Origin of the sequence: Oscillibacter sp. PC13, from assembly GCF_900115635.1 — a bacterium.
Lineage (GTDB): Bacteria > Bacillota > Clostridia > Oscillospirales > Oscillospiraceae > Oscillibacter.
The window spans coordinates 1-23,693 of record NZ_FOXE01000012.1 but is presented as its reverse complement, the minus strand read 5'-3'; the positions used below and the strand labels follow the sequence as shown (position 1 = coordinate 23,693).

At 52.2% G+C, this 23,693-nt stretch carries 33 protein-coding genes, 1 tRNA gene, 1 rRNA gene and 1 riboswitch; of the genes, 13 read left to right on the top strand and 22 right to left on the bottom strand.

What is annotated here, in order from left to right:
- Nucleotides 1-179 precede the first annotated feature (179 nt).
- The gene (locus BMZ81_RS08520; protein ID WP_091130928.1) at nucleotides 180-1,142 is read left to right on the top strand and encodes a DMT family transporter; all 963 of its coding nucleotides are present in this window, start codon (nucleotides 180-182) and stop codon (nucleotides 1,140-1,142) included.
- 175 nt (nucleotides 1,143-1,317) lie between these two features.
- Here the strand turns inward: BMZ81_RS08520 and BMZ81_RS08515 are convergent, their stop codons facing one another.
- Both BMZ81_RS08515 and BMZ81_RS08510 read right to left on the bottom strand, forming a co-directional pair.
- On the bottom strand, nucleotides 1,318-1,914 hold the full coding sequence (locus BMZ81_RS08515; RefSeq protein WP_091130926.1) for a helix-turn-helix transcriptional regulator: 597 nt from the start codon (nucleotides 1,912-1,914) through the stop codon (nucleotides 1,318-1,320).
- An 84-nt stretch (nucleotides 1,915-1,998) separates the two neighbouring features.
- Nucleotides 1,999-2,217: a hypothetical protein gene (locus BMZ81_RS08510; RefSeq protein ID WP_091130923.1), complete on the bottom strand. Its 219-nt coding sequence runs from the start codon at nucleotides 2,215-2,217 to the stop codon at nucleotides 1,999-2,001.
- Between the two features lie 304 nt (nucleotides 2,218-2,521).
- Here BMZ81_RS08510 and BMZ81_RS08505 point away from each other — a divergent pair, with 304 nt between their 5' ends.
- The 3 genes from BMZ81_RS08505 to BMZ81_RS14060 all read left to right on the top strand — a co-directional run bounded on the left by BMZ81_RS08505 (nucleotide 2,522) and on the right by BMZ81_RS14060 (nucleotide 3,627).
- On the top strand, nucleotides 2,522-2,707 hold the full coding sequence (locus BMZ81_RS08505) for a hypothetical protein (protein ID WP_091130921.1): 186 nt from the start codon (nucleotides 2,522-2,524) through the stop codon (nucleotides 2,705-2,707).
- Nucleotides 2,704-2,823 (top strand): hypothetical protein, encoded by a 120-nt coding sequence (locus tag BMZ81_RS13900; protein ID WP_143072758.1) that lies wholly within the window; start codon nucleotides 2,704-2,706, stop codon nucleotides 2,821-2,823. Before BMZ81_RS08505 ends, BMZ81_RS13900 begins: the two co-directional genes overlap by 4 nt.
- A 648-nt stretch (nucleotides 2,824-3,471) precedes the next feature.
- Nucleotides 3,472-3,627: a hypothetical protein gene (locus BMZ81_RS14060; protein ID WP_177187260.1), complete on the top strand. Its 156-nt coding sequence runs from the start codon at nucleotides 3,472-3,474 to the stop codon at nucleotides 3,625-3,627.
- Nucleotides 3,628-3,698: 71 nt separating this feature from the next.
- On the opposite strand, the gene BMZ81_RS14260 is transcribed toward BMZ81_RS14060, so the two are convergent.
- The 9 genes from BMZ81_RS14260 to yedF form a co-directional block, all read right to left on the bottom strand.
- Nucleotides 3,699-3,854: a DUF4368 domain-containing protein gene (locus BMZ81_RS14260; protein WP_242942600.1), complete on the bottom strand. Its 156-nt coding sequence runs from the start codon at nucleotides 3,852-3,854 to the stop codon at nucleotides 3,699-3,701.
- On the bottom strand, nucleotides 3,791-4,369 hold the full coding sequence (locus BMZ81_RS14255; protein WP_242942599.1) for a recombinase zinc ribbon domain-containing protein: 579 nt from the start codon (nucleotides 4,367-4,369) through the stop codon (nucleotides 3,791-3,793). Before BMZ81_RS14255 ends, BMZ81_RS14260 begins: the two co-directional genes overlap by 64 nt.
- Before the next feature lie 57 nt (nucleotides 4,370-4,426).
- Entirely contained in the window at nucleotides 4,427-4,936 is a 510-nt protein-coding gene (locus BMZ81_RS14250) for a recombinase family protein (protein ID WP_242942598.1), read from the bottom strand.
- A gap of 75 nt (nucleotides 4,937-5,011) precedes the next feature.
- Nucleotides 5,012-5,266 carry a MurR/RpiR family transcriptional regulator gene (locus tag BMZ81_RS08490; protein ID WP_091130917.1) on the bottom strand — a complete coding sequence of 85 codons (255 nt, stop codon included), beginning with the start codon at nucleotides 5,264-5,266 and terminating at the stop codon, nucleotides 5,012-5,014.
- Between the two features lie 38 nt (nucleotides 5,267-5,304).
- On the bottom strand, nucleotides 5,305-5,823 hold the full coding sequence (locus BMZ81_RS08485) for an NUDIX hydrolase (protein WP_091130914.1): 519 nt from the start codon (nucleotides 5,821-5,823) through the stop codon (nucleotides 5,305-5,307).
- Between the two features lie 11 nt (nucleotides 5,824-5,834).
- The gene (locus BMZ81_RS14055; protein WP_177187259.1) at nucleotides 5,835-6,008 is read right to left on the bottom strand and encodes a DUF6472 family protein; all 174 of its coding nucleotides are present in this window, start codon (nucleotides 6,006-6,008) and stop codon (nucleotides 5,835-5,837) included.
- A gap of 12 nt (nucleotides 6,009-6,020) precedes the next feature.
- Nucleotides 6,021-6,257, bottom strand: a complete 237-nt coding sequence (locus tag BMZ81_RS08480) for a putative Se/S carrier protein (protein WP_091130911.1) — start codon at nucleotides 6,255-6,257, stop codon at nucleotides 6,021-6,023.
- A 1-nt stretch (nucleotide 6,258) separates the two neighbouring features.
- The gene (locus BMZ81_RS08475; protein WP_091130909.1) at nucleotides 6,259-7,401 is read right to left on the bottom strand and encodes an aminotransferase class V-fold PLP-dependent enzyme; all 1,143 of its coding nucleotides are present in this window, start codon (nucleotides 7,399-7,401) and stop codon (nucleotides 6,259-6,261) included.
- Nucleotides 7,398-8,021, bottom strand: coding sequence for a sulfurtransferase-like selenium metabolism protein YedF (yedF, locus tag BMZ81_RS08470; RefSeq protein ID WP_091130906.1), 624 nt, complete (start codon nucleotides 8,019-8,021; stop codon nucleotides 7,398-7,400). The genes BMZ81_RS08475 and yedF overlap by 4 nt, the downstream gene beginning before the upstream one ends.
- Nucleotides 8,022-8,346: 325 nt before the next feature.
- On the opposite strand from yedF, the gene BMZ81_RS08465 reads away from it, so the two are divergent.
- Entirely contained in the window at nucleotides 8,347-9,603 is a 1,257-nt protein-coding gene (locus tag BMZ81_RS08465) for a diaminopimelate decarboxylase (protein ID WP_091130904.1), read from the top strand.
- 36 nt (nucleotides 9,604-9,639) lie between these two features.
- Here the strand turns inward: BMZ81_RS08465 and BMZ81_RS08460 are convergent, their stop codons facing one another.
- A complete protein-coding gene (locus tag BMZ81_RS08460; protein ID WP_091130902.1) occupies nucleotides 9,640-10,167 on the bottom strand; it encodes a DUF4352 domain-containing protein in 528 nt (175 codons plus the stop codon).
- A gap of 9 nt (nucleotides 10,168-10,176) precedes the next feature.
- Nucleotides 10,177-10,545 carry a VOC family protein gene (locus tag BMZ81_RS08455; RefSeq protein WP_091130899.1) on the bottom strand — a complete coding sequence of 123 codons (369 nt, stop codon included), beginning with the start codon at nucleotides 10,543-10,545 and terminating at the stop codon, nucleotides 10,177-10,179.
- Nucleotides 10,546-10,833: 288 nt separating this feature from the next.
- Here BMZ81_RS08455 and cysK point away from each other — a divergent pair, with 288 nt between their 5' ends.
- From cysK to BMZ81_RS14050, 4 genes are all read left to right on the top strand, one after another.
- On the top strand, nucleotides 10,834-11,766 hold the full coding sequence (gene cysK / locus BMZ81_RS08450; RefSeq protein ID WP_278308884.1) for a cysteine synthase A: 933 nt from the start codon (nucleotides 10,834-10,836) through the stop codon (nucleotides 11,764-11,766).
- 158 nt (nucleotides 11,767-11,924) lie between these two features.
- Entirely contained in the window at nucleotides 11,925-12,155 is a 231-nt protein-coding gene (locus BMZ81_RS08445) for a FeoA family protein (protein ID WP_091130894.1), read from the top strand.
- Nucleotides 12,152-14,155, top strand: a complete 2,004-nt coding sequence (feoB, locus tag BMZ81_RS08440) for a ferrous iron transport protein B (RefSeq protein ID WP_091130893.1) — start codon at nucleotides 12,152-12,154, stop codon at nucleotides 14,153-14,155. Before BMZ81_RS08445 ends, feoB begins: the two co-directional genes overlap by 4 nt.
- A gap of 11 nt (nucleotides 14,156-14,166) precedes the next feature.
- Nucleotides 14,167-14,313 (top strand): hypothetical protein, encoded by a 147-nt coding sequence (locus BMZ81_RS14050; protein WP_177187258.1) that lies wholly within the window; start codon nucleotides 14,167-14,169, stop codon nucleotides 14,311-14,313.
- Nucleotides 14,314-14,344: 31 nt separating this feature from the next.
- Here BMZ81_RS14050 and BMZ81_RS08435 read toward each other — a convergent pair whose 3' ends face one another.
- From BMZ81_RS08435 to BMZ81_RS08420, 5 genes are all read right to left on the bottom strand, one after another.
- Nucleotides 14,345-15,190 carry a magnesium transporter CorA family protein gene (locus BMZ81_RS08435; RefSeq protein WP_091130890.1) on the bottom strand — a complete coding sequence of 282 codons (846 nt, stop codon included), beginning with the start codon at nucleotides 15,188-15,190 and terminating at the stop codon, nucleotides 14,345-14,347.
- 14 nt (nucleotides 15,191-15,204) lie between these two features.
- A complete protein-coding gene (locus BMZ81_RS08430) occupies nucleotides 15,205-15,759 on the bottom strand; it encodes a hypothetical protein (RefSeq protein WP_091130887.1) in 555 nt (184 codons plus the stop codon).
- Nucleotides 15,756-15,905, bottom strand: a complete 150-nt coding sequence (locus BMZ81_RS14045) for a hypothetical protein (RefSeq protein WP_177187257.1) — start codon at nucleotides 15,903-15,905, stop codon at nucleotides 15,756-15,758. The genes BMZ81_RS08430 and BMZ81_RS14045 overlap by 4 nt, the downstream gene beginning before the upstream one ends.
- A 20-nt stretch (nucleotides 15,906-15,925) precedes the next feature.
- A complete protein-coding gene (locus BMZ81_RS08425; RefSeq protein ID WP_207645619.1) occupies nucleotides 15,926-16,315 on the bottom strand; it encodes a helix-turn-helix domain-containing protein in 390 nt (129 codons plus the stop codon).
- A gap of 217 nt (nucleotides 16,316-16,532) precedes the next feature.
- Nucleotides 16,533-17,045, bottom strand: a complete 513-nt coding sequence (locus BMZ81_RS08420) for an SLOG family protein (RefSeq protein WP_091130883.1) — start codon at nucleotides 17,043-17,045, stop codon at nucleotides 16,533-16,535.
- Between the two features lie 133 nt (nucleotides 17,046-17,178).
- Nucleotides 17,179-17,305: riboswitch (FMN riboswitch) on the top strand.
- Nucleotides 17,306-17,408: 103 nt separating this feature from the next.
- On the opposite strand from BMZ81_RS08420, the gene BMZ81_RS08415 reads away from it, so the two are divergent.
- The 4 genes from BMZ81_RS08415 to glyA all read left to right on the top strand — a co-directional run bounded on the left by BMZ81_RS08415 (nucleotide 17,409) and on the right by glyA (nucleotide 21,542).
- On the top strand, nucleotides 17,409-18,113 hold the full coding sequence (locus BMZ81_RS08415; protein ID WP_091130881.1) for an ECF transporter S component: 705 nt from the start codon (nucleotides 17,409-17,411) through the stop codon (nucleotides 18,111-18,113).
- A 116-nt stretch (nucleotides 18,114-18,229) separates the two neighbouring features.
- On the top strand, nucleotides 18,230-19,444 hold the full coding sequence (gene dinB / locus BMZ81_RS08410) for a DNA polymerase IV (protein ID WP_091130879.1): 1,215 nt from the start codon (nucleotides 18,230-18,232) through the stop codon (nucleotides 19,442-19,444).
- The gene (locus BMZ81_RS08405; RefSeq protein ID WP_091130876.1) at nucleotides 19,441-20,028 is read left to right on the top strand and encodes a 5-formyltetrahydrofolate cyclo-ligase; all 588 of its coding nucleotides are present in this window, start codon (nucleotides 19,441-19,443) and stop codon (nucleotides 20,026-20,028) included. The genes dinB and BMZ81_RS08405 overlap by 4 nt, the downstream gene beginning before the upstream one ends.
- 263 nt (nucleotides 20,029-20,291) lie before the next feature.
- On the top strand, nucleotides 20,292-21,542 hold the full coding sequence (gene glyA / locus BMZ81_RS08400; RefSeq protein ID WP_278308883.1) for a serine hydroxymethyltransferase: 1,251 nt from the start codon (nucleotides 20,292-20,294) through the stop codon (nucleotides 21,540-21,542).
- 527 nt (nucleotides 21,543-22,069) lie between these two features.
- Here the strand turns inward: glyA and BMZ81_RS08390 are convergent.
- The 4 genes from BMZ81_RS08390 to BMZ81_RS08375 form a co-directional block, all read right to left on the bottom strand.
- On the bottom strand, nucleotides 22,070-22,336 hold the full coding sequence (locus BMZ81_RS08390; protein WP_091130873.1) for a magnetosome magnetite crystal formation protein family: 267 nt from the start codon (nucleotides 22,334-22,336) through the stop codon (nucleotides 22,070-22,072).
- Between the two features lie 66 nt (nucleotides 22,337-22,402).
- A complete protein-coding gene (locus BMZ81_RS08385; RefSeq protein ID WP_242942597.1) occupies nucleotides 22,403-23,041 on the bottom strand; it encodes a VanW family protein in 639 nt (212 codons plus the stop codon).
- Between the two features lie 313 nt (nucleotides 23,042-23,354).
- Nucleotides 23,355-23,470: ribosomal RNA gene (gene rrf / locus BMZ81_RS08380) — 5S ribosomal RNA — on the bottom strand.
- A gap of 71 nt (nucleotides 23,471-23,541) precedes the next feature.
- Nucleotides 23,542-23,616 (bottom strand) — tRNA-Glu (locus BMZ81_RS08375).
- Between the last annotated feature and the right edge of the window lie 77 nt (nucleotides 23,617-23,693).

The window sequence follows — 23,693 nt, the reverse complement described above, 5'->3', positions numbered from 1 at the left end:
TATCAGAGTAAGGCAGAAAAATCAAGGCTTTACAGGGAAATCCAGGCAATTGCCTGAATTTTTTGATTCTTTTTGATTTAAACGGATTTAAAGAGATGCATTTTTCTTCGTAGATTTCGCACTGCACTTTCTGCTCAATGCAGTGCTCTATGATTACAAATAACAGGGGGCATTGATAAATGAACAACACAGTCCACCTCCGGGAAGAACGGGAAAAAGCGCTCTACGCCGGCGGAGTATCCGTTTATGCATTTATCATCATCGTACAGTTCTTCTGGGCCATCTCCGGCCCCCTGACCAAAATGAGCTATGCAGGGTTTGGCGTGTCCGGTGAAGATGTTTTTGAAGTCATCCATTTTGCAGGGCTCCGTCTGTGCGGCGCCGGCATCATTGGTCTTGCTTACCATGTTTTTCGCGGCCAACGCCTCTTGCCGGAAAGTCTTGCGGACTTTTGGCAGCTTACGAAACTGGGGCTGATTATGGGCGTAGCACAATATCTCTTCTTCAACTTCGGCGCCGCCTTCTCCTCCGGTATCCAGACATCCATTCTTTCCAGTGCAGGCGCTTTTTGCGGAATTCTGATTTCCGCCCTGTTGTTCAAGGAAGATGCCCTGACCCCCCACAAAGTTCTGGGCTGCATTCTGGGTGTTGTGGCCGTAGTAATCCTCAACTGGGAAGATCTCCATGGCGGTGTGACCACCTCCCTTTTCGGAGCGCTTTTACTGCTGCTGGGCCAGGTTTCCGGCTCCTTTGGCGCCGCCTATGTCAAAATCATTTCCCGGGGCCGCAGCGCCATTTGGGTAGGAGGCTGGCAGTCTGTCATCAGCGGAACCCTGTTGATTGTCATCGGAGTATGCGGAAATGGGGCGCTCTCGTTTGATTCCGGGCGTTCTGCCGCACTTCCCACCGCGGTTTTGATTCTAACCAGCGGTGCGGCCCTCATTTTTTCCAATCAGCTCTACAAGTACAATCCGCTGAGCAAAATCATGATCTTCTCCCTGCTCTCCCCGGTACTGGGTGTGTTCAGCTCTGCCATCATGCTAGGGGACCCTCTGAATTCCGGCCATGTGTTCGCCAGCCTCATCATCAACTGCATCGGGGTTGCCTTGGTTACCACGGAAAAGCAGATCCCACGGCCCTGACCCTCTCACCACAAAAGTGGAGCATAGCGCGCACGCCTTCGCGCCGCCCATGCCAGCGCACCTTCTCTTGATCCGAAAACTGGCCCGCCCAAAAACAGGCGGGGCAGTTTTCTGCAGATTTTACAGGCTCCAGGGACAACACAGATTGACCTATCCCCGCATCATTCTGCTCTTGTCAGGACAGTGTGGCAAGCCGGCGATGCTGCCCCAAGGTGTACCCTTCTGCATATTTGAAAAAGCGGTTCAAGGCATATTCGCTGGAAAAAACGGACATCGACGCAATCTCCACAAACGACAGACTGGACGTGCCGATCAATTCTTTGATGTAATTGATCTTCTCCGCGCCAATAAGTTGATTCCGGGTCTTACCGGATTGGCTGCGACAAATCCAGTTGAGCTGCCTGGATCTGCGTCCCAGACTGGCCGCAACATCCTCCACCGTGATTCCGTCGGCAATGTGTTCCGCGATGAACTTCTGTACCTCTCGCACCATCCGGGCGGAACGTCCCGGCTTCATATCCCGCTGGGTAATCGGCGCGATCACTGCCAGAACAGCTGCCATCAGCTGCAGTAGCCGGCACTGCAGCTGATTGGAGATTTCTCGGGAAGCCCAGGGGGCGCTCCCTCCGGAAACCTGCTTCATCAGTTGAATATAGGCTCCCGCGCTCTCCAGCGCAGTAAAGACAGCGGTACGGTGGATCTCTTCCAGCGCAGCCAGCGCATAAGGGGCCGTGCTCCCAATTTGAAATGCAGCGCTGAAGCGCACTCCCATCTCAGATGCCTCGCCCACCTGATGATATCGGTTAGGCAGAACAATTATGAATTGCCCCGCTTCCACTGTGTATTGCTGCGCGGTTCATCCCGTCTCCGCCGTCTGACGGATGAACCCTTCCTGCATCGGCTGCAGCTCGTAAAAAGAGTGCTTATTGCGTTCCGAAAGCAGGCTCTCACTGTGTCCGGACCGTAAAAAGATCCAATAGACATACAGCCGTATATTGGGAGCATCAATGTGGATAATCTGCCGATTTAAGGTCTGGTTGCTATTGAGAATGGCTGTACCGATCTTTTGTTTCATGGAATGCTCCTTCCCGGCTCTTCGGAGCCTGTTTGCCCAGGCAAACTGTCTGATTTTCGAATATCTATTATGTTAGAAATATTTTGAAACCATTTGCTTTGAAACGCAGGTTTTTTTCAACCTCAAAAATCAAACGCGCAAAAAAACAAGAAATTTTCTGGATTTAAAGAAAATTTTTTCAGTCAGGTGGAAATTTAACGTTTTATTATAGCAAGCCGCTGGGAACGGAACAATGGATATCCGCAAAAAATGTCCGAAATTGTTTGCTTTGTGACTGCGCAACAACACCTATGAAATGGCTGTCGTGGGTACCATCTTCCAGGAGCGGATTCCCTCCGTCGCCACATTCCGGCTGCCCTTCCTGTTGTCCGCCTTTGACCAGGCCCGGGAAGCGCTCTATGAGCAGGACTGCGGCCAGCAGCTCATCGGTGACGTGACCTCCCTCGGCTTACGGTCAACGGCATTGTTCCCGACGGATTCCGGGTCATGACACTCAACCGCAAGGTGGAAAGCCTGGCCGATCTCAAGGACCTGAAGCTGCGGATACCCACCCTGGAAGTCATGGTGAAAATCGGCGAATGCCTAGGCTGTGCGGTGGCCCCATGACCATGACCGAGGTCTTTTCCGCTCTGGAGCAGAACGTCATTGACGGTTAAGAGAATCCTCCTTCCACCATCCGCACGCAGGGCTGGTATGAAATCCAGGACTACCATTGATTACGAAGACGAGGAATGTGATGTAGTACTGGAGTATGCCGATGACAAATATCACTTCTCTCCTGAGTTACCCCATCGCAACACAGACCGGTCAGTACGTCACGCTGGAGGATATTTCGGAAGTGGTATACAGTACAACGCTACCGACCATCTCCAGACAGGACGTACAGTTGATACCTAGCTCGTTCTTATTGTCACAAGCATAACATTTTGATGTCAAAATGCGCTTGCTGGGGAAATCCCAGTCCCCAATGCCGCCTGTAGGCGGAACTTTTTGGCACGATTGCCGGAAAGTTAGAACCAAAAACGGGTCTGACAAAATTGTCAGACCCGTTAAGGCAAACACAGAAAAAAGGACCTTTGGCAAAACCGGGTTCGGCAATATTGCCGAACCCGGTTTTGAATCAATCGGCCGAGACGATATCGATATAATCGGCACCCAGTTCCCTTGCCAGCCTGCCCAAACAGCGGATCTGGTTTATCCCGTCTCGGGCGAAACCAGCTCCACACCGGCTTGTACATCGAGGAGCGATTCCCCATGTTCGGCGTCCGCTACATCGCCATCAACGGCAACGTGGACACCGACAGCAGCGAGAGCAACGACCTGATGCCCTTCAAGAACCTGTTCAAGAACACACATCGTATGAGAAGGGGTTTTCAAACCTCTCAAAATCGCCAGGTCAGAGCAACCTGACTGCAAATCGCTTTCATTTCTGCGTGGGAATGTGCTTACTATCTGTTCATTTACACCAAATTGCTCTCCTTTCAGATATGACCGATAAAGCGGTAGAAAACCTTGATGTCCTGATGCCTTGCGCCATAAACGATGGCGCGTTCTCCGACCTCAATGTGGTCGATCAGCTCATCCACTGTCTCGCGTTCAAGCTCGCGGATGTGTAGGTGCTTTCGTATGACCAACACCCAGCTTTGAATATTTTCATCCTCCTGTTCATGCCGCTCCACCTCGGACAACAGCGTTTCAAGGCGCTCCGCCTTTTGAATACGCTCCTGTTCGTTTTTTCTATCAGAATGGCGAATGTCGATTCCTTGATCGCACCGCTGACCTTATCCTCGTAGAGCCTGGCTGTCATGCGCTCCAGCTCCTGTATGCGGCGGCGCAGTCTGGAGATTTCCTGGCGGGTATCCTCCTGACGCCCATTGTCATCTGCCATGACCTGCTTTTTCAGCTTGTCCAACAGGGTGTTTTTGTCAGGCTCCAGCATTTCGGAGTATTCGCGGATTTCACGCAATACCAGCTCGGAGAGCGTCATTTCATAGATTCTGTGCCATGAACAGGCACTTCGCCCGGAGCCGGTGTAGCGTGAGCAGAAATAGGAAATATATTTTTTGACTTCGCCATTCTTTCTCCGCTGTGTCTCGCGGTTTGCACCCAGCGCTGCACCGCAACTGGCGCATATCAGTTTGCCGGAGAACATGCACGGCTTTGGCGGCCTATTATCGACAGTGCGGAGGCTTGCCAGGCGGTTGATCTCCTAAACGGCATTCCATACCTCACGGGAAACAATCGCCTCATGCGCATCTTCGTGGCGAACCCATTCAGTTTCCGGCTTGCAAACCATTGTGCCATCCTTGTATGAACGGTGTCCGATTTTGTTTTGAATCAGATTACCGCAATAGATTTCGCTGCACAGAATGTTCTTTACGGTGGTATACATCCACAATTTTGCGTATTTGCAGGAGCCGTTGCCGTAATGTACCGCCCAATACCAGCGCGGAGAAAGAATTCCATCGTTAGTCAGTGTAGCGGCGATCTTGCCGTAGGTAATGCCGGAGCACCGCATATCGAACATCCGGCGCACGATGGCGGTAGCTTCTTCGTCAATGACAAGCCTGTGTTTATCCTCGTCGCTTTTGCGATACCCGTAGGGCGCGTATGAGGCGATATACTGGCCGCTTTTCATTTTGGAGTAAAGCACAGACTTGATTTTGCTGCTCAAATCTCTCAGATGGTAGTCGTTCATCAGACTGCGGAAATGCAGCATATCTCTCCTGACTGCGTTGGCGCTTTTTCATCCATGCGTCCAGCAGCTTTAAGGCAACACCGCGCAAAAATACGATTAATAGAATTTCCTGGTGCCGGTTATTCCGTCCAAATGCTTTTGTCCTGTCTCCACGGCATCCGTACCCACCCGTTGAATGACGCTGTACGTGATGAGTCCGGAGTAAAACTGCGTAATGACATGGGAATTATTAAAACACATGTTATTGGTACTAATTGTTAAGACAACATCCTCGCCGGATGCCGGTGGGGAGGCAGCCTTGTCCGTAATCGCGATCAGCTTTGCGCCACATTTTAAGGTAATTTGCGCCAAATGAAGCGCAACGCCGGAAGATATCTTCCGGCGCTGATTTATTTGGTTGGGAATCCAAAGCTCCCACGCATCTCATACAGAAATCGCAGGAACCCGTCCGGATAGGGAATGAATTCTCCATTGGACACCATGCTCTCTGCCTCCTCCAGCGTCACCCAGCGGACTTGAGCAACCTCTTCTTGCTGGAGTTTCAAATCTGCAAGCTTTAAATCCCGCACCACGATAAAGAAGTCGTCAAACCCTGCCTCAAAATTCACGGATATCGATGGCCGCAGGCCTTGCAGATCCAACGCAATTCCAAGCTCCTCCCGAAACTCCCGTTCCGCCGCCTGGTGGCTGGTTTCCCCGGCATCCACACCGCCCGCCGCCGCCACATCCCACCGGTTTGGCCAGATGCGTTTCTCCGGTGCCCGCTGCTGAATCAGCATGCGGCCTTCCCGGTCAAATACACAGATATGGACTACAATGCGGTACTCTCCAGCACCTTTTTTCCCATATCGCTCCGCTGTCCGTCCCAGGGGCACACGGTTCTCATCATACAAGTCTACCAGTTCCATCCTTCGCTCCCTCACTGCCGTCCGGCGGTCTTATAGTCATCTCCCCGGCGATAAAAGGGACATGCCTGATTGGCACTGCGGAGGAACCGTTCCATTTCATCCTCGTCCAGATCCATGGTACAGCTGTATACATCCGCTTCCGCATCATAGTCATAATACACGCACTCTTCACAGTTGGTGGCCATGCTCATCACCTCTCACAGGAGTATAGCATATAATCCGTCCACATCCAAGCGTTCGTGCACAATCAACTCCTCAACCTCCGCCCGGGCCTCGGGCGGCGCCGCCCAGCACATGCCGCATCCCGCGGTGATGCTTCTGGGAACCGGAATCAGCCTGCCGGGAACATCCGCTGCATGGCAGGCGCGTTCCATTGCTATGGCCCCGGCGGTTGTCCGGAAGGTCACCACGAATTTTTCTGTCTTCTCCCGCATGCTACCGTGCCTCCGCCGCCAGAATCCGCACAGCTTCCGCCGCCAGATCGGTTTCTTCCTCGCTGTTGAAGTACGACCAGGAGAAGCGGACGATGCCCTGCCGCTCAGTCCCAAGTGCCCGGTGCATTCTGGGTGCACAGTGAGCTCCGGGACGGGTGGCAATCTGAAATCTCTCCCCCAGCTCATCTGATACATCCGCCGCATCCAGGTCCGCAATATTCAATGAGACAACCGCGGCTCGCTCCTGCGCTGTGAAATTCCCGTAAACTCTGACACCTGGAAGCTTCCGAACCGCCTCATAAAACCGCCTGGCCATGGCATCCTCCCGCCGGTGAATGGTCTCCAATCCAGTTTCCTTCAGAAAGGCCAGCGCCGCATGGAGGCCGGCAATCCCGTGGCTGTTCAGTGTACCGGCCTCCAATCGGGTCGGATACTCCATCGGCTGGTCTTCCAAAAAGCTTTGGACCCCTGTCCCGCCTGTCTTCCAGGGGCGGATTTCCACATGTTCCCGAAGGCAGATTCCTCCGGTGCCCTGCGGCCCCATAAGACCCTTGTGCCCCGTAAAACACACCACATCAATCTGCTGCCGTTCCATATCAATTGGAAACACACCGGCCGTCTGGGCCGTATCCAAAATGAACAGCAAGCCATGGGAGCGGCAGAAGGATCCGATTTTATCAAGATCCGTCAAATCTCCCGTGACGTTAGAGGCGTGAGTACAGACCACCGCCCTTGTCTGAGGCCGGAGAAGCCGTGTGAAATCCTCATAGTCAATTTGACCATTGCTGTCCGCCGGGACAAAATCAACAGCTGTTCCCGCTTTTTGCAGGCGGTACAGCGGCCGAAGGACGGAATTATGCTCCAAATCCGTGGAAATTACATGATCTCCCGGATTCAAAAGTCCAAACAATGCGATATTCAGCGACTCTGTAATATTGGCCGTAAATACCACATGATCCGGCCGGGAACAGCCAAACAGCTCAGCTGCCTGTTCCCGGGTTTCGTAAACCACACGGGCGGCTGACAGCGCATCCTGGTAGGCTCCCCGCCCGCAGTTTCCAAAGCCGTCCATAGCTGCCGCCACAGCAGCTGCCACACCGGGCGGCTTTGGGTGGGTAGTCGCAGCGTTATCCAGGTAGATCACGGCTTAACCACCTTCGCGGCTCCAGCCAGTGTCTCCACAATTTCATACATATTGGTAACGGATCCGACTGCCAGCTGCTCTGTCAGGCCATAATAATTCAGACAGGTACCGCAGGTCAGGATTTTTACTCCCCGGGCTTCCATGCTGCGCAAATCCTCCAGAGAAACCGATCCCTCCACCGTCAATTTGGCGCCGCCGTTATAGAATAATACGGTATCCGGCAGCTGCGGCAGCTGACTGACGGCAAACAGGAACCCTTTCATTAAGGTCTTTCCAAGTTCCTCATTGCCGCGCCCCATGATGTCTGTATCCACAGCCACCACAAAACTGCCGCCCTTTTGGGATACCGGAGCACACGGAAGCGGAGCTTCTTCCATAGGGCGATCTCCGCAAATTTCTGTCACAGCCATGACCACAGTGAAATCCGCCGTGCCGTTTTGTTGTACCTGAACGGAAAGATGGTTTCCTGCCGCCATTCTTTTTAAGTTCTCCACCGCAATTTCATTGTCCACGTGTACTTCCAGTTCTCCAGGCTCCTTCATATCCCGCAGGGCCCGCGTGGCCTTTACCACTGGAAGCGGACATTGATCTCCCATAGCATTTACGAGTACTCTCTGCATCTGTCAGCCTCCTCTCCCGCCGTCGGCGGAATTGATTTGTATTCTTATTGTAATACACGATTCCATTGAATACAAGGGTTGTCTTTTCAGAAGAACAGCGTTTTCATTCACTGGCAGCGCTGAGAAAAAGCAGGGTTTGATCGTTTTCATTGGCAGCTGAAATTAAAAAACAGACAAAATGTCCTCCGCTTTTTTGAAAATTCCGTATAATACGCCCTTTTTTGTCAAATTCCTTGACATATGCCGCCATAAACTCGTAAAATGGTTCTAAATTGCGGCAAAGTAAGCGTGCCGCTCCACACTGAAGGATTCGAGGTTCTCTCTCATGAAAACGCCCTTTGTGACCAAAGCACAGCTGGAAAAAATTGTGGCGCAGTATCCCACGCCGTTCCATCTATACGATGAAAAAGGTATTCGTGAAAATGCCCGCCGCCTGAAAGCCGCCTTTTCCTGGAATCCGGGCTACCGGGAATATTTTGCTGTAAAGGCCACACCCACACCTGCCATTTTGAAGATCCTGCAGGAGGAGGGCTGCGGCTGTGACTGTTCCTCTCTGACAGAGCTTTTGATGGCCGGGCGCTGCAATATCTCCGGAGAAAATATCATGTTTTCTTCCAACAATACGCCGGCAGAAGAATTTCAATTGGCGGACAAGCTGGGGGCCATCATCAATCTGGATGACCTGACCCTGGTGGATTTTTTGGAGCAGTCCATTGGCCGTATTCCCGAAAAAATCTGCTGCCGCTATAACCCGGGCGGCGTTTTCACTCTGGGCGAAACACGGGAGGGTTTCCAGGTCATGGACAACCCCGGCGATGCAAAGTACGGAATGACCCGCGCCCAGATTGCGGAAGCATATACCCGACTGGCCGCTATGGGCGCCAAGGAATTCGGCATTCACGCCTTCCTGGCCTCCAATACCATCTCCAACGAATATTATCCCACCTTGGCCCGTATTTTGTTCCAACTGGCAGTGGATCTGAAACATGAAACCGGCTGCCATATCACCTTTATTAACCTCTCTGGTGGTATCGGAATTCCTTATCGTCCGGAGCAGCCCGACAACGATATCGCCATCATTGGCGAGGGCGTTCGGAAGGCCTATGAGGAAATTCTGGTACCCGCCGGAATGGATGACGTGTCTTTGTACACGGAATTGGGCCGCTTCATGCTGGCCCCCTATGGCCATCTGGTGACCCGCGCCACCCACGAAAAGCATATCTATAAAGAGTATATCGGCGTGGATGCCTGCGCCTGCAACCTGATGCGGCCCGCTATGTACGGCGCTTATCATCATATTACGGTTATGGGCAAAGAAGATCAGTCCTGTGATCACAAGTATGACATTGCGGGCGGCCTGTGCGAAAACAATGATAAGTTCGCCGTGGACCGGATGCTTCCCAAAATCGATATCGGGGATCTGTTGGTGATTCATGATACCGGTGCCCATGGCTTTTCGATGGGGTACAATTACAATGGTAAACTTCGCTCTGCTGAAATCCTGCTGAAGGAGGATGGCTCAACGGAGCTGATTCGAAGAGCGGAGACTGTGGAGGATTATTTCCAGACATTGGTTTGGTAAAAAGAACCCCCACCTGCACAGCAGGTGGGGGTTCCTCTATATTTCGGGAGCCGCCTGGAAGGAAACGCAAAAAGCATCCCCCTTCTCTCCCGTGTCAGTACCGTCCTCAAATCGCTCCAGGTAAGAGATGGTGAATTCATTTTTTCCAGCAGGCACCTCAAAAATCAGAAGGCCGCTTCGCTCCTCATCGGCTGCCAGTTCATATTCCGTCGGCAGCTGTTCATCGCTGATATGGTCAGTATAGTAAGTGATTGGTACATCATATTCACTTTTTTGGTTCCATTGCACCTGAAAGTCCGTATCATACATGACAATACCTGACGTACCCGTATTCTTTACTGTCACATCCGCCACCAGCAGGACATAGCCCTCCTGAACAGGCGTATACCCCTCAAATTCATCGCGGGTATCGGCACTGTTGACGGTGTAGTCGAAGAAATACGTGTGCATGGTATCGCCCATGCCGCCTTCCCCGTATCCGTCTTTGGCATATCCCTCCTTCTGTCCGCAGCCAGTCAATAGCACCAGCGCCAACAAAATCGGAATCAGGGCCCTTTTTGCCATAGCCGCTCTTTATCTGGTTGGAATCACTTCAATCCAGTATCCATCTGGATCTGTGATAAAGTAAATCCCCATGGCCGGATTTTCATAGCAGATACAGCCCATATCCGCATGTTTTTTGTGAATTGCCTCATAGTCGTCGGCCCGCAGTGCCAAGTGGAACTCGCATTCGCCCAAGTCGTATGCTTGTGGATGCTCCCGAAGCCATGTCAGCTCCAGACGGAAATCCGTCTTTCCATCTCCCAGATATACGATGATGAAACTGCCATCTCCGGCTTCCTTTCTCTCTCCAACAGGCTCCAGCCCGAGAGCTTCCTTGTAGAACCGCAGAGACCTCTCCAAATCCGTTACATTAAAATTGAAATGGTTGAATGTCAACATCAAAAATCACCTCATCGGCAGTATAGCATATCGTACCCCGTGGGACAAGTCTCTGTGTCCCCTCTTACCCGCTTGTAAATTTTGAAAATTTATCTTGCATTTCTCTGTTTGATGTGTTATCTTAATTCATAGTTAATCTATAGGAATACAATATTTTAAGGAGCAGATTCAAATGCCTGTTTTCCATCTGCACCACTACTGCCGCAGCCGTCGCTCGGTGCGGGATTGCTGTTGCAGATACGCCGAATTCTTTCCATCTATATTTTAAATGAAAAAAGGAGCACGCGTATCATGAATCTCTATACAAACATTACAGAGCTCGTCGGCCATACCCCCCTTCTGGAACTGAAAAAATTAGAAAGTCACTATGGCCTGCATGCAAAGCTGTTGGCAAAAGTGGAAGCCTTTAATCCTGCCGGAAGCGTGAAAGACCGGATTGCATTGGCAATCATTGAGGAGGCCGAGCAAAGCGGGAAGCTGCAGCCTGGTGCCGTCATTATCGAGCCCACCTCTGGAAATACCGGCATTGGTCTGGCGGCCATTGCTGCAGCCAAAGGATACCGAACGGTTCTTACCATGCCCGACACCATGAGTGTGGAGCGGCGCAACCTTCTGCGGGCCTATGGCGCGGAACTGGTGTTGACGGACGGCGCGCTCGGCATGAAGGGCGCGATTGCCAAAGCCAGCGAGTTGGCCGCCAATACTCCCGGCAGCTTTATGCCCGGGCAGTTTGTCAATCCTGTGAATCCTGCGGCACACCGGGCCACAACCGGACCCGAAATCTGGGCGGATACAGATGGCCACATGGATATTTTTGTGGCCGGTATTGGCACCGGCGGCACCATTACTGGCGTCGGCGGATATCTGAAGGAACAGAATCCCGCTCTGCACGTGGTAGCCGTTGAGCCTGCGGATTCTCCGGTACTATCCCAGGGAAAGTCGGGTTCCCACAAAATTCAGGGAATTGGAGCAGGCTTTGTGCCGGATGTATTGGATACAACGATCTATGACGAGATCCTGACGGTACAAAATAACGATGCGTTTGCCACTGGCCGTGAGTTGGCGCGAAACGAAGGCGTGTTGGCAGGCATTTCCTCCGGCGCTGCACTCTGGGCCGCCGTCCAGGTGGCCAAGCGCCCGGAAAACGCTGGAAAAACGTTGGTTGTGCTTTTGCCGGACAGCGGGGATCGGTATCTTTCTTCTCCCATGTTTGCAGATTAATTCCGCCGGCGGGGCAGTCCATGGACTGTCCCGCTTTTTTCTACCCATATCTTACAATTTTCCCGCAAAAATTTGTCTATTTTTTAATTTGACGCGCAGTGTTAGCCGTGGTAAACTTTCGATAGTTAGAAGATGCTAACTTTTAGGAGGGCTGTCGGATGACACTGGATATGCTGCCATTGGGGCAAAAGGGAATGATTACCAACGTCGGTGGAAAAGGTGCCCTGCGCTGTCGTTTACTGGACATGGGACTTATCCCCAAAACGACTGTTCAGGTGGAAAAAATTGCGCCGCTGGGAGACCCCATTGAACTGCGGGTAAGAGGCTACTCTCTTTCGTTGCGGAAGGAAGACGCCCGGAATATTGAGGTGGAGGTACAGGAACCGTGATCTTTGCACTGGCTGGAAATCAAAACTGCGGCAAAACGACCTTATTCAATCAGCTTACCGGCTCTAACCAGCACGTGGGAAACTTCCCTGGCGTCACGGTTGATCAAAAGTCCGGGGCCATCCGCGGGCAGAAGGACTGCACTGTGGTGGACCTGCCCGGCATTTATTCGATTCGTCCCTATACGCCGGAGGAAATTGTCACCCGGGACTTTATTCTGAACCAGCGCCCTGACGGCCTGATCAACATTGTGGACGCCACCAATATTGAACGCAATCTCTACCTGACGCTGCAGCTGATGGAAATGCGGATTCCCATGGTTCTTGCCCTGAATATGATGGATGAGGTTTCCGCCAACGGCGGCACCATCGATGTGCAAGGCATGAGCAAAGCTCTTGGAATTCCGGTTGTCCCCATCTCTGCAGTCAAAAATGAGGGCGTGGAGGAATTAATCCGCATCGCTGTGGCCACAGCCAAAAACCGTGTCTATCCAACGGTGTATGATTTCTGTTCGCCCGGCCCGGTCCACCGCTGCATTCATGCAGTCGTCCATCAGATTGAGGATCATGCGGAAATGGCCGGCCTTCCCGTCCGTTTTGCCGCCACTAAGCTGATTGAGGGCGACACCGACATTGATCAGAGACTGGAACTGGATCAAAATGAAAAGGAGTTAATCGAGCACAGTGTTCAGGAGATGGAAGCCGAGTGCGGTATGGACCGGAATGCCGCTTTGGCAGATATGCGGTACTGCTTTATTGAATCGGTCTGCCAGGATACGGTGGTCAAATGCCGTGAATCCAGGGAGCGTGCCCGCAGTGAAGCCATCGATCGCATCGTTACCAACAAGTACCTGGCTCTCCCGCTGTTTTTTGGCATGATGCTGGCCATTTTCTATCTGACCTTTAATATCTTCGGTGCTTTCCTCTCAGACCTTTTGGCGATGGGAATTGACACTCTTACCGCCGCTGTGGATGCAGGGCTGTCCGCCTATGGCCTGAATCCCGTGGTTCACAGTCTGGTCATTGACGGGGTATTTGCGGGAGTAGGCAGTGTATTGAGCTTTTTGCCCATTATTGTGGTCCTTTTCTTCTTTTTATCCATTTTGGAGGACACCGGTTATATGGCGCGTGTGGCCTTTGTCATGGATCAGCTGCTTCGGAAAATTGGGCTGTCTGGCAGGAGCATTGTTCCCATGCTGGTGGGCTTCGGCTGTTCTGTACCTGCGATTATGTCCACCCGGACGCTGGCCTCGGAGCGAGATCGGCGAATGACCATTCTTCTGACCCCGTTTATGAGCTGCTCTGCAAAGATCCCCATTTATGCGGTCTTCACTGCCGCCTTTTTCCCACGTTACAAAGCGCTTGTGATGATTGGCCTGTATTTGACCGGCATTTTGGTTGGCATCATCGCCGCCAAGGTTCTGGGCGCCACGCTCTTCCGTGGAAATCCGATTCCCTTTGTCATGGAACTGCCCAATTACCGGTTTCCCTCCGCCAAAAGTGTATGGCAGCTGTGCTGGGACAAGGCCAAGGATTTTCTGACGCGGGCTTTTACGATTATCTTTGTGGCTACCATTATTGTTTGGTTCCTGCAGACCTTTGACACCAGGCTGAATTTGGTAAATAACAGTGCTGAAAGCCTTCTGGCTACAGTGGGTGCTTGGATCGCACCGCTGTTTGCGCCGTTGGGCTTTGGCGACTGGCGTGTTTCCACTGCCCTGATTACCGGTTTCATCGCAAAGGAATCCGTCATTTCCACACTGGGCATCCTTACCGGTTCCACGGCCAATGTCGGTGCTGCCCTGAGCGGTCTGTTCACCCCTGCTACTGCCGTTAGTTTCTTGGTCTTCACTCTGCTGTATACCCCTTGTGTGGCCGCTATCTCGGCGGTCAAGCGGGAGTTGCACTCGGGGTGGAAGGCCGCCGGGGTGGCTGTCAGCCAGTGTATGGTGGCCTGGGCGGTTGCCTTCTTACTGTATCACTTTGTTCTATTACTTGGTTGAGGAGGCATCTGATGCTGGAGCTTTTGATTTTAATTGGCCTCACCCTTTGGCTGATGGCTGCCCTGCGCAGCTGTGTCCACCACCGCTGTGGCTGCAGCAGTAACTGTGCTGGCTGCAGCGGTTCCTGCAGCAGCCGCGGCCTCCATGAACGCACTTAAAAAGCCGGACCGTTATACGGTCCGGCTTTTTTTACAGCCATTTTTTCCGTTTGAAATACCATAGCAGCCAAATTACGACTGCTGCGCTAAATCCAATCACTGCCGGGTAACCGTATTTCCAGGTAAGCTCCGGCATATTCACAAAGTTCATTCCATACCAGCCTGCCAACAGTGTCAGTGGTAAAAACACAACCGTCACCACAGTAAAGAGCTTCATCAAATCGTTTTGCTGAATAGACAGCTGGGACTGATAGGCCTCCCGCAGTTGAGATACGGCCTCCCGCAGATTCTGGACAGCATCCAGATATCGGTCAGTTCTCCTTCCTAGGATGACCATCCGCTGGACACTTCCTCTGCTTAAAAGGCCATTGTCGTTAGCCGCCATTTCATCAAAAATCATGTCCAGCTGTTCATAATACCGCTTCAGCCGCAGCAGTTCTCCGCGCCATCCGGTAATCTTTTTCAAATAGCTGGGCTGGACACCGGAGAGTACTCCCTCCTCTGCATCATTGATTTCCGCCTCCATCCAGTCCAGGTGAACCATATCTCCCTTCAGCAGGCGGGCAAAAAAGCGATATAGCATCTGCTCATTTCCGCTTGGTTCTTCTGCTGTCAGTTCTTTTAAAATCACGCTCGCCTTGGCTTCAGCCGCATCGTCCTCACAGAAGATAAACAGATCCTCCCGATCCAGATACAGCAGCATCTGTGCATTCTTCGTCCGTTCGCTGTGCACATCATACCAGTCGAACGCCACAATATCAAACGTCTCAAAACTCTCAAAACTCTCGATTTGCCCTTCATTGAGATATGCCAGCACTTTGGCATCCATATAGGGCTCCGCTTCCGCCATTCTGCGAAACGGCAGAACCATCTGCATATTTACTCACTTCCTTACAGTTCCGGCCCCGGTGCAGATAGAGGCGGGATCCGCTCATACAGTTTTTTTCCACGCCAGAACGCCACCAGCATCATGATAATTCCAACCAGAGACGCAACCGCCCCTACCACAGCCATGGCCGGGACCAAGAACAGCATGGCATAGCAAGTAATCTCCGCCACTGCGAGCACCGCCCAAGCCCGCTGCATCGCTGCTCCATTCAATTCTGTTCCCCGGCATTTCTCGATGTCCCGGACTCCTTGGATCACAGACCAGGAAACATAGAGGGAGACCGCAGCAGAAATCCCGCCAAGTATTGTTTCGAGCCAGCTTCCATTGGAGAGTATCCCCAGCAGATCCCCCAGCCACACCAGTCCGGTATAGACCGCCATCGCCACAGCAAAGGGCCGGGGCGTCTGAAACAGCCCGCTTTCCGTCTCCAAACTCCTCATCCCCTGTAACAGGAAAAGATACCCCACAAAGGGCGGGAGAATGTTGAGCGTGTGCGCATTGATATTCAAATTAAAATTCACAAAAATGAAAAAAAATCCCCAAAACAGCTGGTTCACTGTTCATCCTCCTTTACTCTGTCCGCGTACTGTTTGCCATAGTGCAAAATCAGAGCCCCCGCCGCAATTTTCAAAATGGCATATAAAACCGGAATCAGCAGCAGTGCTCCCACTCTGGTTCCAATCAGCGGTCCAAATGCATCCATACTCACCATACGCCTCTCCTTCACCAAAAAGCGGACACAACCCCGGTCATGCCAAGGCACATCAGCAGCAATACTACCAAATCCAAAATACCCCAGACCACCAGTATCCAGCCCAGAAGATAGCCTCGCGTTTTGGCCAGGTACCCAAGACGGTCCATGATATCACGTCCGCTCCTGCGCTCCCGGCTTGGCTGTTGGGGCGTTTCCCACTGTTCGGTCCGGCGAAGCAGATAATCGGTGGTAACAGCGAACAGATCCGCCAGCGCAACAATTTTTTCCGGTTCCGGCATGGTCTCATCCCGCTCCCAGCGGGAGACCGCCTGCCGGGACACCTCCAGCTGTTCCGCCAGCGTATCCTGCGACAGGCCCGCTTTTTGCCGCAACCCCTGCAGCTTCTCTCCAAATGTCATCTCCTCCTGATTTGATAGTTCCATCCTATCAAATTCAGCATCCATCGTCCAGAAACTATCCTGAGCATCTTCGCAATCAGAAGTTGCACTCCTTGCACGCCAGCGAATTGCGGCAGTGCACTTTCTTTCCTGCAGTGAAACTCCGCTTAGGTTAAAACCATGCATACTGCCCATACGCCTGTTGACAGCACCGTCCCGGGCACCATATTCCTTGCCGTCACAGCTCCGTCGGAATCGGCAGATCGACAATCTCCAGCCCGCGGCGCATCGCATACTCTACCGTATAGCGGGTGCCGCCGGCAGATCCGTCAAATGCGGCAATCAGCAGCGAGGCATGATCCACCATATATCGATCCCGCCGCTGCATACAGGATGGGCTGTACTGCTCTGACACCAGCGTTTCAAAATCGCAGTCAGCCACCATTTGCAGATATCGCTGCCTTTGTGTCTCCGGCCAGGCATCCGCTTGGGTTGGGCAAGGAATGGCCGCCTCCACCGTCACATCCGGAAACCGCCGCCGCAGTTCAAGCACACAGGCGCAGAAGTATAAGTCGCATCCCATTGCCATTCCGCAGATAAAATGACGGTAGCCTTCTTCATAGGCCGTTTCCACTGCATCTGCCATTTTCTGCTTCAGTGCAAGGCAGCGCGGATCGTCCTCCTGGTATTTCCAGGGCAATTTTCCAGGCCGATGCCCGGTGAAGCAGCAAGCTGATTGTCTTCCGCGCATGGTGTCCCCCTCTTTCCTGTTCTTTTTTCAGTATAGAACACCCGTTCTCTTTTGTAAAGAGAACGGAAACAAAATTTGGGGGTTGCATTTTGGGAAGGGCTATCGTATACTATCTTCAGAGAACAACTGCATAGTTTGTCTTCAGGGCGGGGTGTGATTCCCCACTGGCGGTAAAGTCCGCGACCGGCCGCGCAAGCGTGTCCGCTGACCCGGTGAAACTCCGGGACCAACAGTTACAGTCTGGATGGAAGAAGATGGGTACGGCAAAACGTGCGTTTTTTTGATGCACTTCTTTGTTGTTTGTTCACCTGGGAAGACAACGGATCCAGGGGTTTTCAAACAAAACAAAGGAGTGTTGTTTTTATGTCTGATCCCAATACCAATGCCATCAAAGCCAGCGTTCGTTCCAAAACGGATGTCAAAACCGTTACCTCCCTGGCGATGCTGACCGCCATTGCCTATGTGGTGATGGTCCTCTCCAAGGCGCTTCCTCAGGTATCCGGCTTTCTTCAGCTGGACCTGAAGGATACGGTCATCTGCATCGGCGGCTTCGTCTTTGGTCCCGTGTCTGCCGCTGTGATCTCCATTGTGGTGGCCACTGTGGAGATGTTCACCGTCAGCGACACCGGCATCATCGGCTGGATCATGAATGTGCTGGCTACCTGCGCGTTCTGCTGCACCGCCTCCTTCGTCTATAAGAAGGTCCATACCAAAAAGGGCGCTATCATCGGTTTGACTTTAGGAGTGGCAGTGCTGACTGCCGTGATGCTGCTGTGGAACTATCTCATTACACCGCTGTATATGCCCGGCGCTACCCGGGAGATGGTGGCCGCTATGCTGCCCACTGTATTCCTGCCCTTTAACCTGGTCAAGGGCGGGTTGAACATGGCCGTGATTCTGCTGCTCTATAAGCCTGTGGTCATCGCATTGCGGAAAGCCAAGCTGGTTCCCCAGTCTCAGGCGGATCTGCAGCAAAGCCGTAAAGTCAACAGCGGTTTCATCCTGTTTTCCCTGGCGCTGCTGGCCACCTTTGTGGTATTGGCGCTGGTGCTGATGGGGATTCTGTAAGCGAAAAATTCATCCATTTTACTTCGGAACGGCGGCGTGCTTGCCCACGCCGCCGTTCCACTCTTTTCAAATACAGCCAAATGCGCTATGATAGGTTGGAAAAGGAGGTATGCTCTATGGATCGTATCATTTTACATTGCGATTTAAATTGTTTTTACGCCTCTGTAGAGATGCTCTCCCATGAGGACTTGCGAAAAATTCCCGTGGCTGTCTGTGGAGATCCCGCCTCCCGCCACGGTATTATTCTGGCAAAGAATGAACCTGCCAAAAAGCTCGGCGTTCAAACAGCGGAGACCATCTGGCAGGCGAAGAAAAAGTGTCCGGATCTGGTGCTTCTTCCCCCCCACCATGATTTGTATCGACAGTATTCCCGCATGGTGAACGCAATTTATGAGCAGTATACGGATCTGGTGGAGCCCTTTGGGATTGATGAAAGCTGGCTGGATGTCACCGGCAGTATTCATCTTTTCGGCGGTGATCCCAAAGCGCTGGCGGACAAGCTGCGGGAGCGCGTGAAACGTGAAATGGGGCTTACCCTCTCTGTGGGCGTCTCTTTCAACAAGGTCTTTGCAAAGCTGGGAAGCGACTATAAAAAGCCAGATGCAACCACGGTCATTTCCCGGGAAAACTGGAAGCAGCTTGTCTGGCCCCTTCCGGTAGGAGATTTGCTGTTTGTCGGTGGAGCCGCTCAAAAACTGCTGCACCAATACGGAATTGACACAATTGGCGCCCTGGCTGCCTGCCGGCAGGACATGCTGTCCTCCCTGATGGGAAAAATGGGACTTCAACTGCATGAATATGCCAATGGCCTAGATCGGGAACCGGTGCGCTCCCGTGAAAACCGGGAACCTGTAAAATCTATCGGCAACGGGACTACATTCCCGGAAAACCTTACCACTGCGGAACAAGTCCACAACAGTATTGCGGTTCTGGCAGATTCTGTGGCCAGCCGTCTGCGGCATGCCGGGTTATATGCCTGTGGAATCCATGTAACTGTTCGGGATCCGGAATTTCACGATCGTTCCCGCCAAAAGCAGCTCTCTTCTCCCACTTGTCTAATCCGGGACTTGGCAGCAGCTGCCACCGAATTGGTTTTTGCCCTATGGAAGCCGCCATTCCCCGTTCGGATGCTGACCGTGACTGCCATTCATCTGCTTCCAGCGGAGGACGCATATGAGCAGATGAATCTCTTCACCGCCGCATTGGCTCCCAACCGCGAGAAGCAGGAAAAGCTGGAATCCGCCATGGAGCGCATCCGCGGGAAATATGGCACTGGTGCTATTTGCTTCGGCACTACACAATTAGAAAATGAGGAGGATCCCTTGGCATGACCAGGCAGGAGGAAAAACAGTCTCTGCGGAAAACCATCCGCGCATTGAATACACAGCTTTCATCCCGGTATCGTCAAAAATCTGATCGGGAAATTGTCGCCCATCTGTTGGCCATGCCCGAATACCAGCAGGCTGAAACCGTATTTTGCTTTGTGGGCACCAGCCGTGAAATCGACACCCGTCCCATCCTGGCGGATGCCCTGGCTCAAAAAAAAGTCCTTTGCCTTCCCGCCTGTCTTGACCGCAGCACCATGGTGCTGCGGCAAATCTGCAGTCTGGACGATCTGGTACCAGGTGCTTATGGCATTCTTGAGCCACCGGCAGAAGCTCCGCTTCTCTCTGTCGATGAAGTGGACTTTTCCATCCTCCCCTGCATGACCTGCAACCATTTAGGACAGCGGCTGGGGCGCGGATTCGGGTATTACGATCGTTTTCTTGCCGGCTATCGGAGCAGTGCTGTTTTGATTTGTCGGGAACAGTTGATTCGAGAAGAAATTCCCGTAGAACCCCACGACTACCCCGTTCCCTGGGTTCTGACAGAGGTTGGCCTTTATGAGGATGGCACTCCGGCCAGGCTTGGCTGAGCAACATGGGGCCAGTGATTGGAAAAAGCGTCAAATTCTGTCGAAATTTCTTTTACTTTTTTGTAATGGTATTACCTTTCCTCGTCTTGACAGCAATGGGGAAATTTGCTACGCTAAAGGTAGAAATTAGGTGTTTTCAGTTGGAAAACAAAGGGTTCGGAGGTTATTACCTTAATCTTCGGAGCCCTTGCTTTTTATGACCTTTTACCGGGCATACTTACTGAACAATTATTTTTTCTTGATGACAAAGGAGGGCCCCAGCTGTGATTCAGGATACTATGGATTTTATTTCCCAATTTGACCCTGAGGTGGGGGCGGCCATTCGTGAGGAATATGCCCGTGAATGCCGCAATATTGAGCTGATTGCCTCAGAAAATATCGTCAGCGAGGCCGTCATGCTGACCATGGGTACCTGCCTAACCAACAAATATGCCGAGGGCTATCCCGGAAAGCGCTATTATGGCGGCTGTTATGCAGTCGACGTGGTGGAGGAAATTGCCCGTCAACGCGCCTGCCAGCTCTTTGGCTGTCAATATGCCAATGTCCAGCCTCACTCCGGTGCCAATGCCAATCTGGCGGCTTTCTTTGCCCTTCTCCAGCCCGGTGACACCGTTTTGAGTATGAGTCTGGCCCACGGCGGCCACCTGTCTCACGGCAGTCCTGTCAATATCTCCGGAAAGTATTTTCATATTGTTCCCTATGGCGTGGATGACGAAACCGAGACCATTGACTACGACAAGCTGATGGATCTTGCCAAGGCATGCAAGCCAAAGTTAATTCTCGCCGGCGCCTCTGCCTACCCGCGCACCATTGATTTTGTGAAGTTCCGGGAAGTGGCTGACGCCGTGGGTGCCTATTTGATGGTAGATATCGCCCATATCGCGGGTCTGGTTGCAGGTGGCGTCCATGCCTCCCCCTTTCCTTATGCAGATGTGGTAACTACCACGACTCATAAAACTCTGCGTGGCCCCCGTGGAGGTATGATTCTCTGCAATGACGAAGCACTTTATAAAAAAATCAACTCCGCTGTTTTTCCCGGTACGCAAGGCGGCCCACTCATGCACATTATTGCCGCCAAAGCTGTCTGTTTGGGGGAAGCACTGAAACCGGAATTTAAAACCTATGCCCATCAGATTGTCAAAAATGCCCAGGCCCTTGCTGACGGGCTGGTTGAGCAAGGATTCCGTCTGGTATCCGGCGGTACTGATAACCATCTGTGCCTGGTAGATGTTCGGAATTTCAGTATCACCGGCAAGGAATTTGAGCATCGCCTCGACGAGGTCTTCATTACTGTTAATAAAAATTCGATCCCCAACGACCCTGAAAAGCCCTTTGTCACCAGTGGAATCCGTGTCGGCACTCCTGCCGTCACTTCCCGCGGCTTTCAGGAGGCAGAGATGCGGAAGATTGCCACATGGATGGGAGAGGTTGCCCGAGATTTCGAAGGTACTGCCGACACCGTCCGGTGTGCGGTAAATACCCTCTGTCAGCAGTTTCCCATTTATCACAACTAATTTTAAACGAGGTACAGCCTGATGGCTGTGCCTCGTTTGTCTCTGGCATTCTGCGTTTTCTGTACTGCTATGAAATCGGTATTGCAAATCCCAGCCATAGCACATTTCGTATCGCACAATTCATAAGGAACAGCCCCACCAGCATAATCGGCCACTTGGGGCTATAATGAAGGACCCATCCACGCTGTCCACGCAATCGCCAAACCGTTTGAGACATCAGATATACAGCCGCTAAAGCTGCTGTCACCGGAACTGCCGGATGATAATAAAAGGCGAGCGGTAGTTGGCCGTGAGCCAAAGCTATCAGTGCTCTGGTTCCTCCGCAGCCCGGGCAATAGACGTGAAGATGCTCCCAAATCCAGCACCCACTGATGGCAGGTGCACCCAGCACATACCTCCAGGACAGGAAAATACCTAATAGCATTGCCAGTGTCACCCAAGCCGCTGGATATGCTTCCCGGTCTGTCATCTTTTCCATAAGCCCCCTTCAAAAGCAAAGGCCGCGCAGCTGCGCGGCCTCCTCATTATTATTTTAAAAGTTTAATGCTTCCAAGCAGCGGAACCTCTTTCTCCTCGCCATTGATAGCAGAAATGCATCCCATGACCGCACAGATGAAACAAAAAATTCCCCAAATCCAGCCGATGCACGGAATCACCGCAAGAAGTCCTGCCAGCCAGATAACCAGTGCTTGATTCAGGTGAAACTTTGCCCCCTCCCGATCCCCCAGAACCAGTGCAATCACCAAGCCAATCCAGGTTAAATACGCAACAATTCCCGTTGTCTTTGCATCCATTTCTAATCCCTCATTTCCAGCGCATCGCTGTTGTATCTCGTATGGAATATAGTTTACCACCAGGTCTCAAAAAATACAAGCCTCCTCTTCGCTCTGTTCTGAAAGCAGCGGGCTATACATCATGATGGCATCATTGGCAAACAAAAATGTCTCTTCCAGCAGCCCGCTTTCATCAAAGCTCTGGCGAAAGAGCTCATTGTGCCGAATATAGCCTCCCCAGGCCGCCTGATCCAGTCTGGGATTCCGTTCTATGATTTTATACTGTACCTCCGGCGGACGCATGGCACGCCACTCTCCCTCCAGATGGGTCGCCCCTACCCGCAGACACAGCTGAAAATCCTGGTCTGTATCATTGCGGATCATCAAATCCCGATGTGGATACGCGCAAGTAGCACCGCTGCCAAAGGGCTGTGTCCGGTTGGCATCCGGAAATACATCATGAGAATGGCGGTATCGCTCCACCACTGTCAAAGGTGTATGCAGTGTCATCCAAAAAATCAAATTGGAAAGTTGGCATAGCCCTCCACCCACATCTCTTCCAATCTGTCCCAAAAACAGCACCATCCCCTCCTGATAGCCCTTTCGGCGAGTGGGCTTGCCAATGAGCTTCCAATAGCTGAATGTCTCACCGGGATGCAGAACAACTCCGTCCAGCCGCGCCACGGCCAGCTTTAAATTGACAATCTTATTTTCCTGCAGTATCATCTCTTCTCCTCGCAACTGCCGCAGCAGTGGGGTTGCATGGGTAAATTGAATACATGGAAGGAACTCTCGCCTCTGTTCCCGCGCCCATTGAAATTGGGGCGAACACCACAGCAGATAGCGTCTTCCCGCATAACACGCCTTCCCAAGCCGCAAACGCAACCAGCTCCGGCGGAGCGGTGGTCTCAGAGCTTTATCTCTTGGATTCACCATTTCTCCATCTCCTCCGTTTTTGCCATTCTACCACACACAGAAAGGAAATTTCTTTTCAAAAAAGTAACAAAAAAGAGACTCACACAAGTGTGTGAGTCTCAGATGTTGGCGCTACCTATCTTCCCAGGCCGTCACCAGCCAAGTATTGTGGGCAGAAATGAGCTTAACTACCGTGTTCGGAATGGGAACGGGTGGACCCTCATTCTAATCAGCACCAACTATATGTCATCCGGAAAAACCGGAAAACAACTGTATTATATTGTGTTTCGCGCTCTGTGTCAAGAAGGAAATGGTGACCCGTACCGGATTCGAACCGATGTTAACGGCGTGAGAGGCCGCTGTCTTAACCACTTGACCAACGGGCCAGATGCGGTGTGCCTTTCGGTACACCGTTTGGTGCGCCTTCACGGACTCGAACCGGGGACCCACTGATTAAGAGTCA

Coding starts and splice junctions, on each gene's coding strand:
- BMZ81_RS08520 (WP_091130928.1), top strand. CDS start 180: ATGAACAACACAGTCCACCTCCGGGAAGAACGGGAAAAAGCGCTCTAC.
- BMZ81_RS08515 (WP_091130926.1), bottom strand. CDS start 1,914: ATGGGAGTGCGCTTCAGCGCTGCATTTCAAATTGGGAGCACGGCCCCT.
- BMZ81_RS08510 (WP_091130923.1), bottom strand. CDS start 2,217: ATGAAACAAAAGATCGGTACAGCCATTCTCAATAGCAACCAGACCTTA.
- BMZ81_RS13900 (WP_143072758.1), top strand. CDS start 2,704: ATGACACTCAACCGCAAGGTGGAAAGCCTGGCCGATCTCAAGGACCTG.
- BMZ81_RS14060 (WP_177187260.1), top strand. CDS start 3,472: ATGTTCGGCGTCCGCTACATCGCCATCAACGGCAACGTGGACACCGAC.
- BMZ81_RS14255 (WP_242942599.1), bottom strand. CDS start 4,369: ATGTTCTCCGGCAAACTGATATGCGCCAGTTGCGGTGCAGCGCTGGGT.
- BMZ81_RS14250 (WP_242942598.1), bottom strand. CDS start 4,936: ATGCTGCATTTCCGCAGTCTGATGAACGACTACCATCTGAGAGATTTG.
- BMZ81_RS08485 (WP_091130914.1), bottom strand. CDS start 5,823: ATGGAACTGGTAGACTTGTATGATGAGAACCGTGTGCCCCTGGGACGG.
- BMZ81_RS14055 (WP_177187259.1), bottom strand. CDS start 6,008: ATGGCCACCAACTGTGAAGAGTGCGTGTATTATGACTATGATGCGGAA.
- BMZ81_RS08480 (WP_091130911.1), bottom strand. CDS start 6,257: ATGCGGGAGAAGACAGAAAAATTCGTGGTGACCTTCCGGACAACCGCC.
- yedF (WP_091130906.1), bottom strand. CDS start 8,021: ATGCAGAGAGTACTCGTAAATGCTATGGGAGATCAATGTCCGCTTCCA.
- BMZ81_RS08465 (WP_091130904.1), top strand. CDS start 8,347: ATGAAAACGCCCTTTGTGACCAAAGCACAGCTGGAAAAAATTGTGGCG.
- BMZ81_RS08460 (WP_091130902.1), bottom strand. CDS start 10,167: ATGGCAAAAAGGGCCCTGATTCCGATTTTGTTGGCGCTGGTGCTATTG.
- BMZ81_RS08455 (WP_091130899.1), bottom strand. CDS start 10,545: ATGTTGACATTCAACCATTTCAATTTTAATGTAACGGATTTGGAGAGG.
- BMZ81_RS08445 (WP_091130894.1), top strand. CDS start 11,925: ATGACACTGGATATGCTGCCATTGGGGCAAAAGGGAATGATTACCAAC.
- BMZ81_RS14050 (WP_177187258.1), top strand. CDS start 14,167: ATGCTGGAGCTTTTGATTTTAATTGGCCTCACCCTTTGGCTGATGGCT.
- BMZ81_RS08435 (WP_091130890.1), bottom strand. CDS start 15,190: ATGCAGATGGTTCTGCCGTTTCGCAGAATGGCGGAAGCGGAGCCCTAT.
- BMZ81_RS14045 (WP_177187257.1), bottom strand. CDS start 15,905: ATGGATGCATTTGGACCGCTGATTGGAACCAGAGTGGGAGCACTGCTG.
- BMZ81_RS08425 (WP_207645619.1), bottom strand. CDS start 16,315: ATGACATTTGGAGAGAAGCTGCAGGGGTTGCGGCAAAAAGCGGGCCTG.
- BMZ81_RS08420 (WP_091130883.1), bottom strand. CDS start 17,045: ATGCGCGGAAGACAATCAGCTTGCTGCTTCACCGGGCATCGGCCTGGA.
- BMZ81_RS08415 (WP_091130881.1), top strand. CDS start 17,409: ATGTCTGATCCCAATACCAATGCCATCAAAGCCAGCGTTCGTTCCAAA.
- dinB (WP_091130879.1), top strand. CDS start 18,230: ATGGATCGTATCATTTTACATTGCGATTTAAATTGTTTTTACGCCTCT.
- BMZ81_RS08405 (WP_091130876.1), top strand. CDS start 19,441: ATGACCAGGCAGGAGGAAAAACAGTCTCTGCGGAAAACCATCCGCGCA.
- BMZ81_RS08390 (WP_091130873.1), bottom strand. CDS start 22,336: ATGGATGCAAAGACAACGGGAATTGTTGCGTATTTAACCTGGATTGGC.
- BMZ81_RS08385 (WP_242942597.1), bottom strand. CDS start 23,041: ATGATACTGCAGGAAAATAAGATTGTCAATTTAAAGCTGGCCGTGGCG.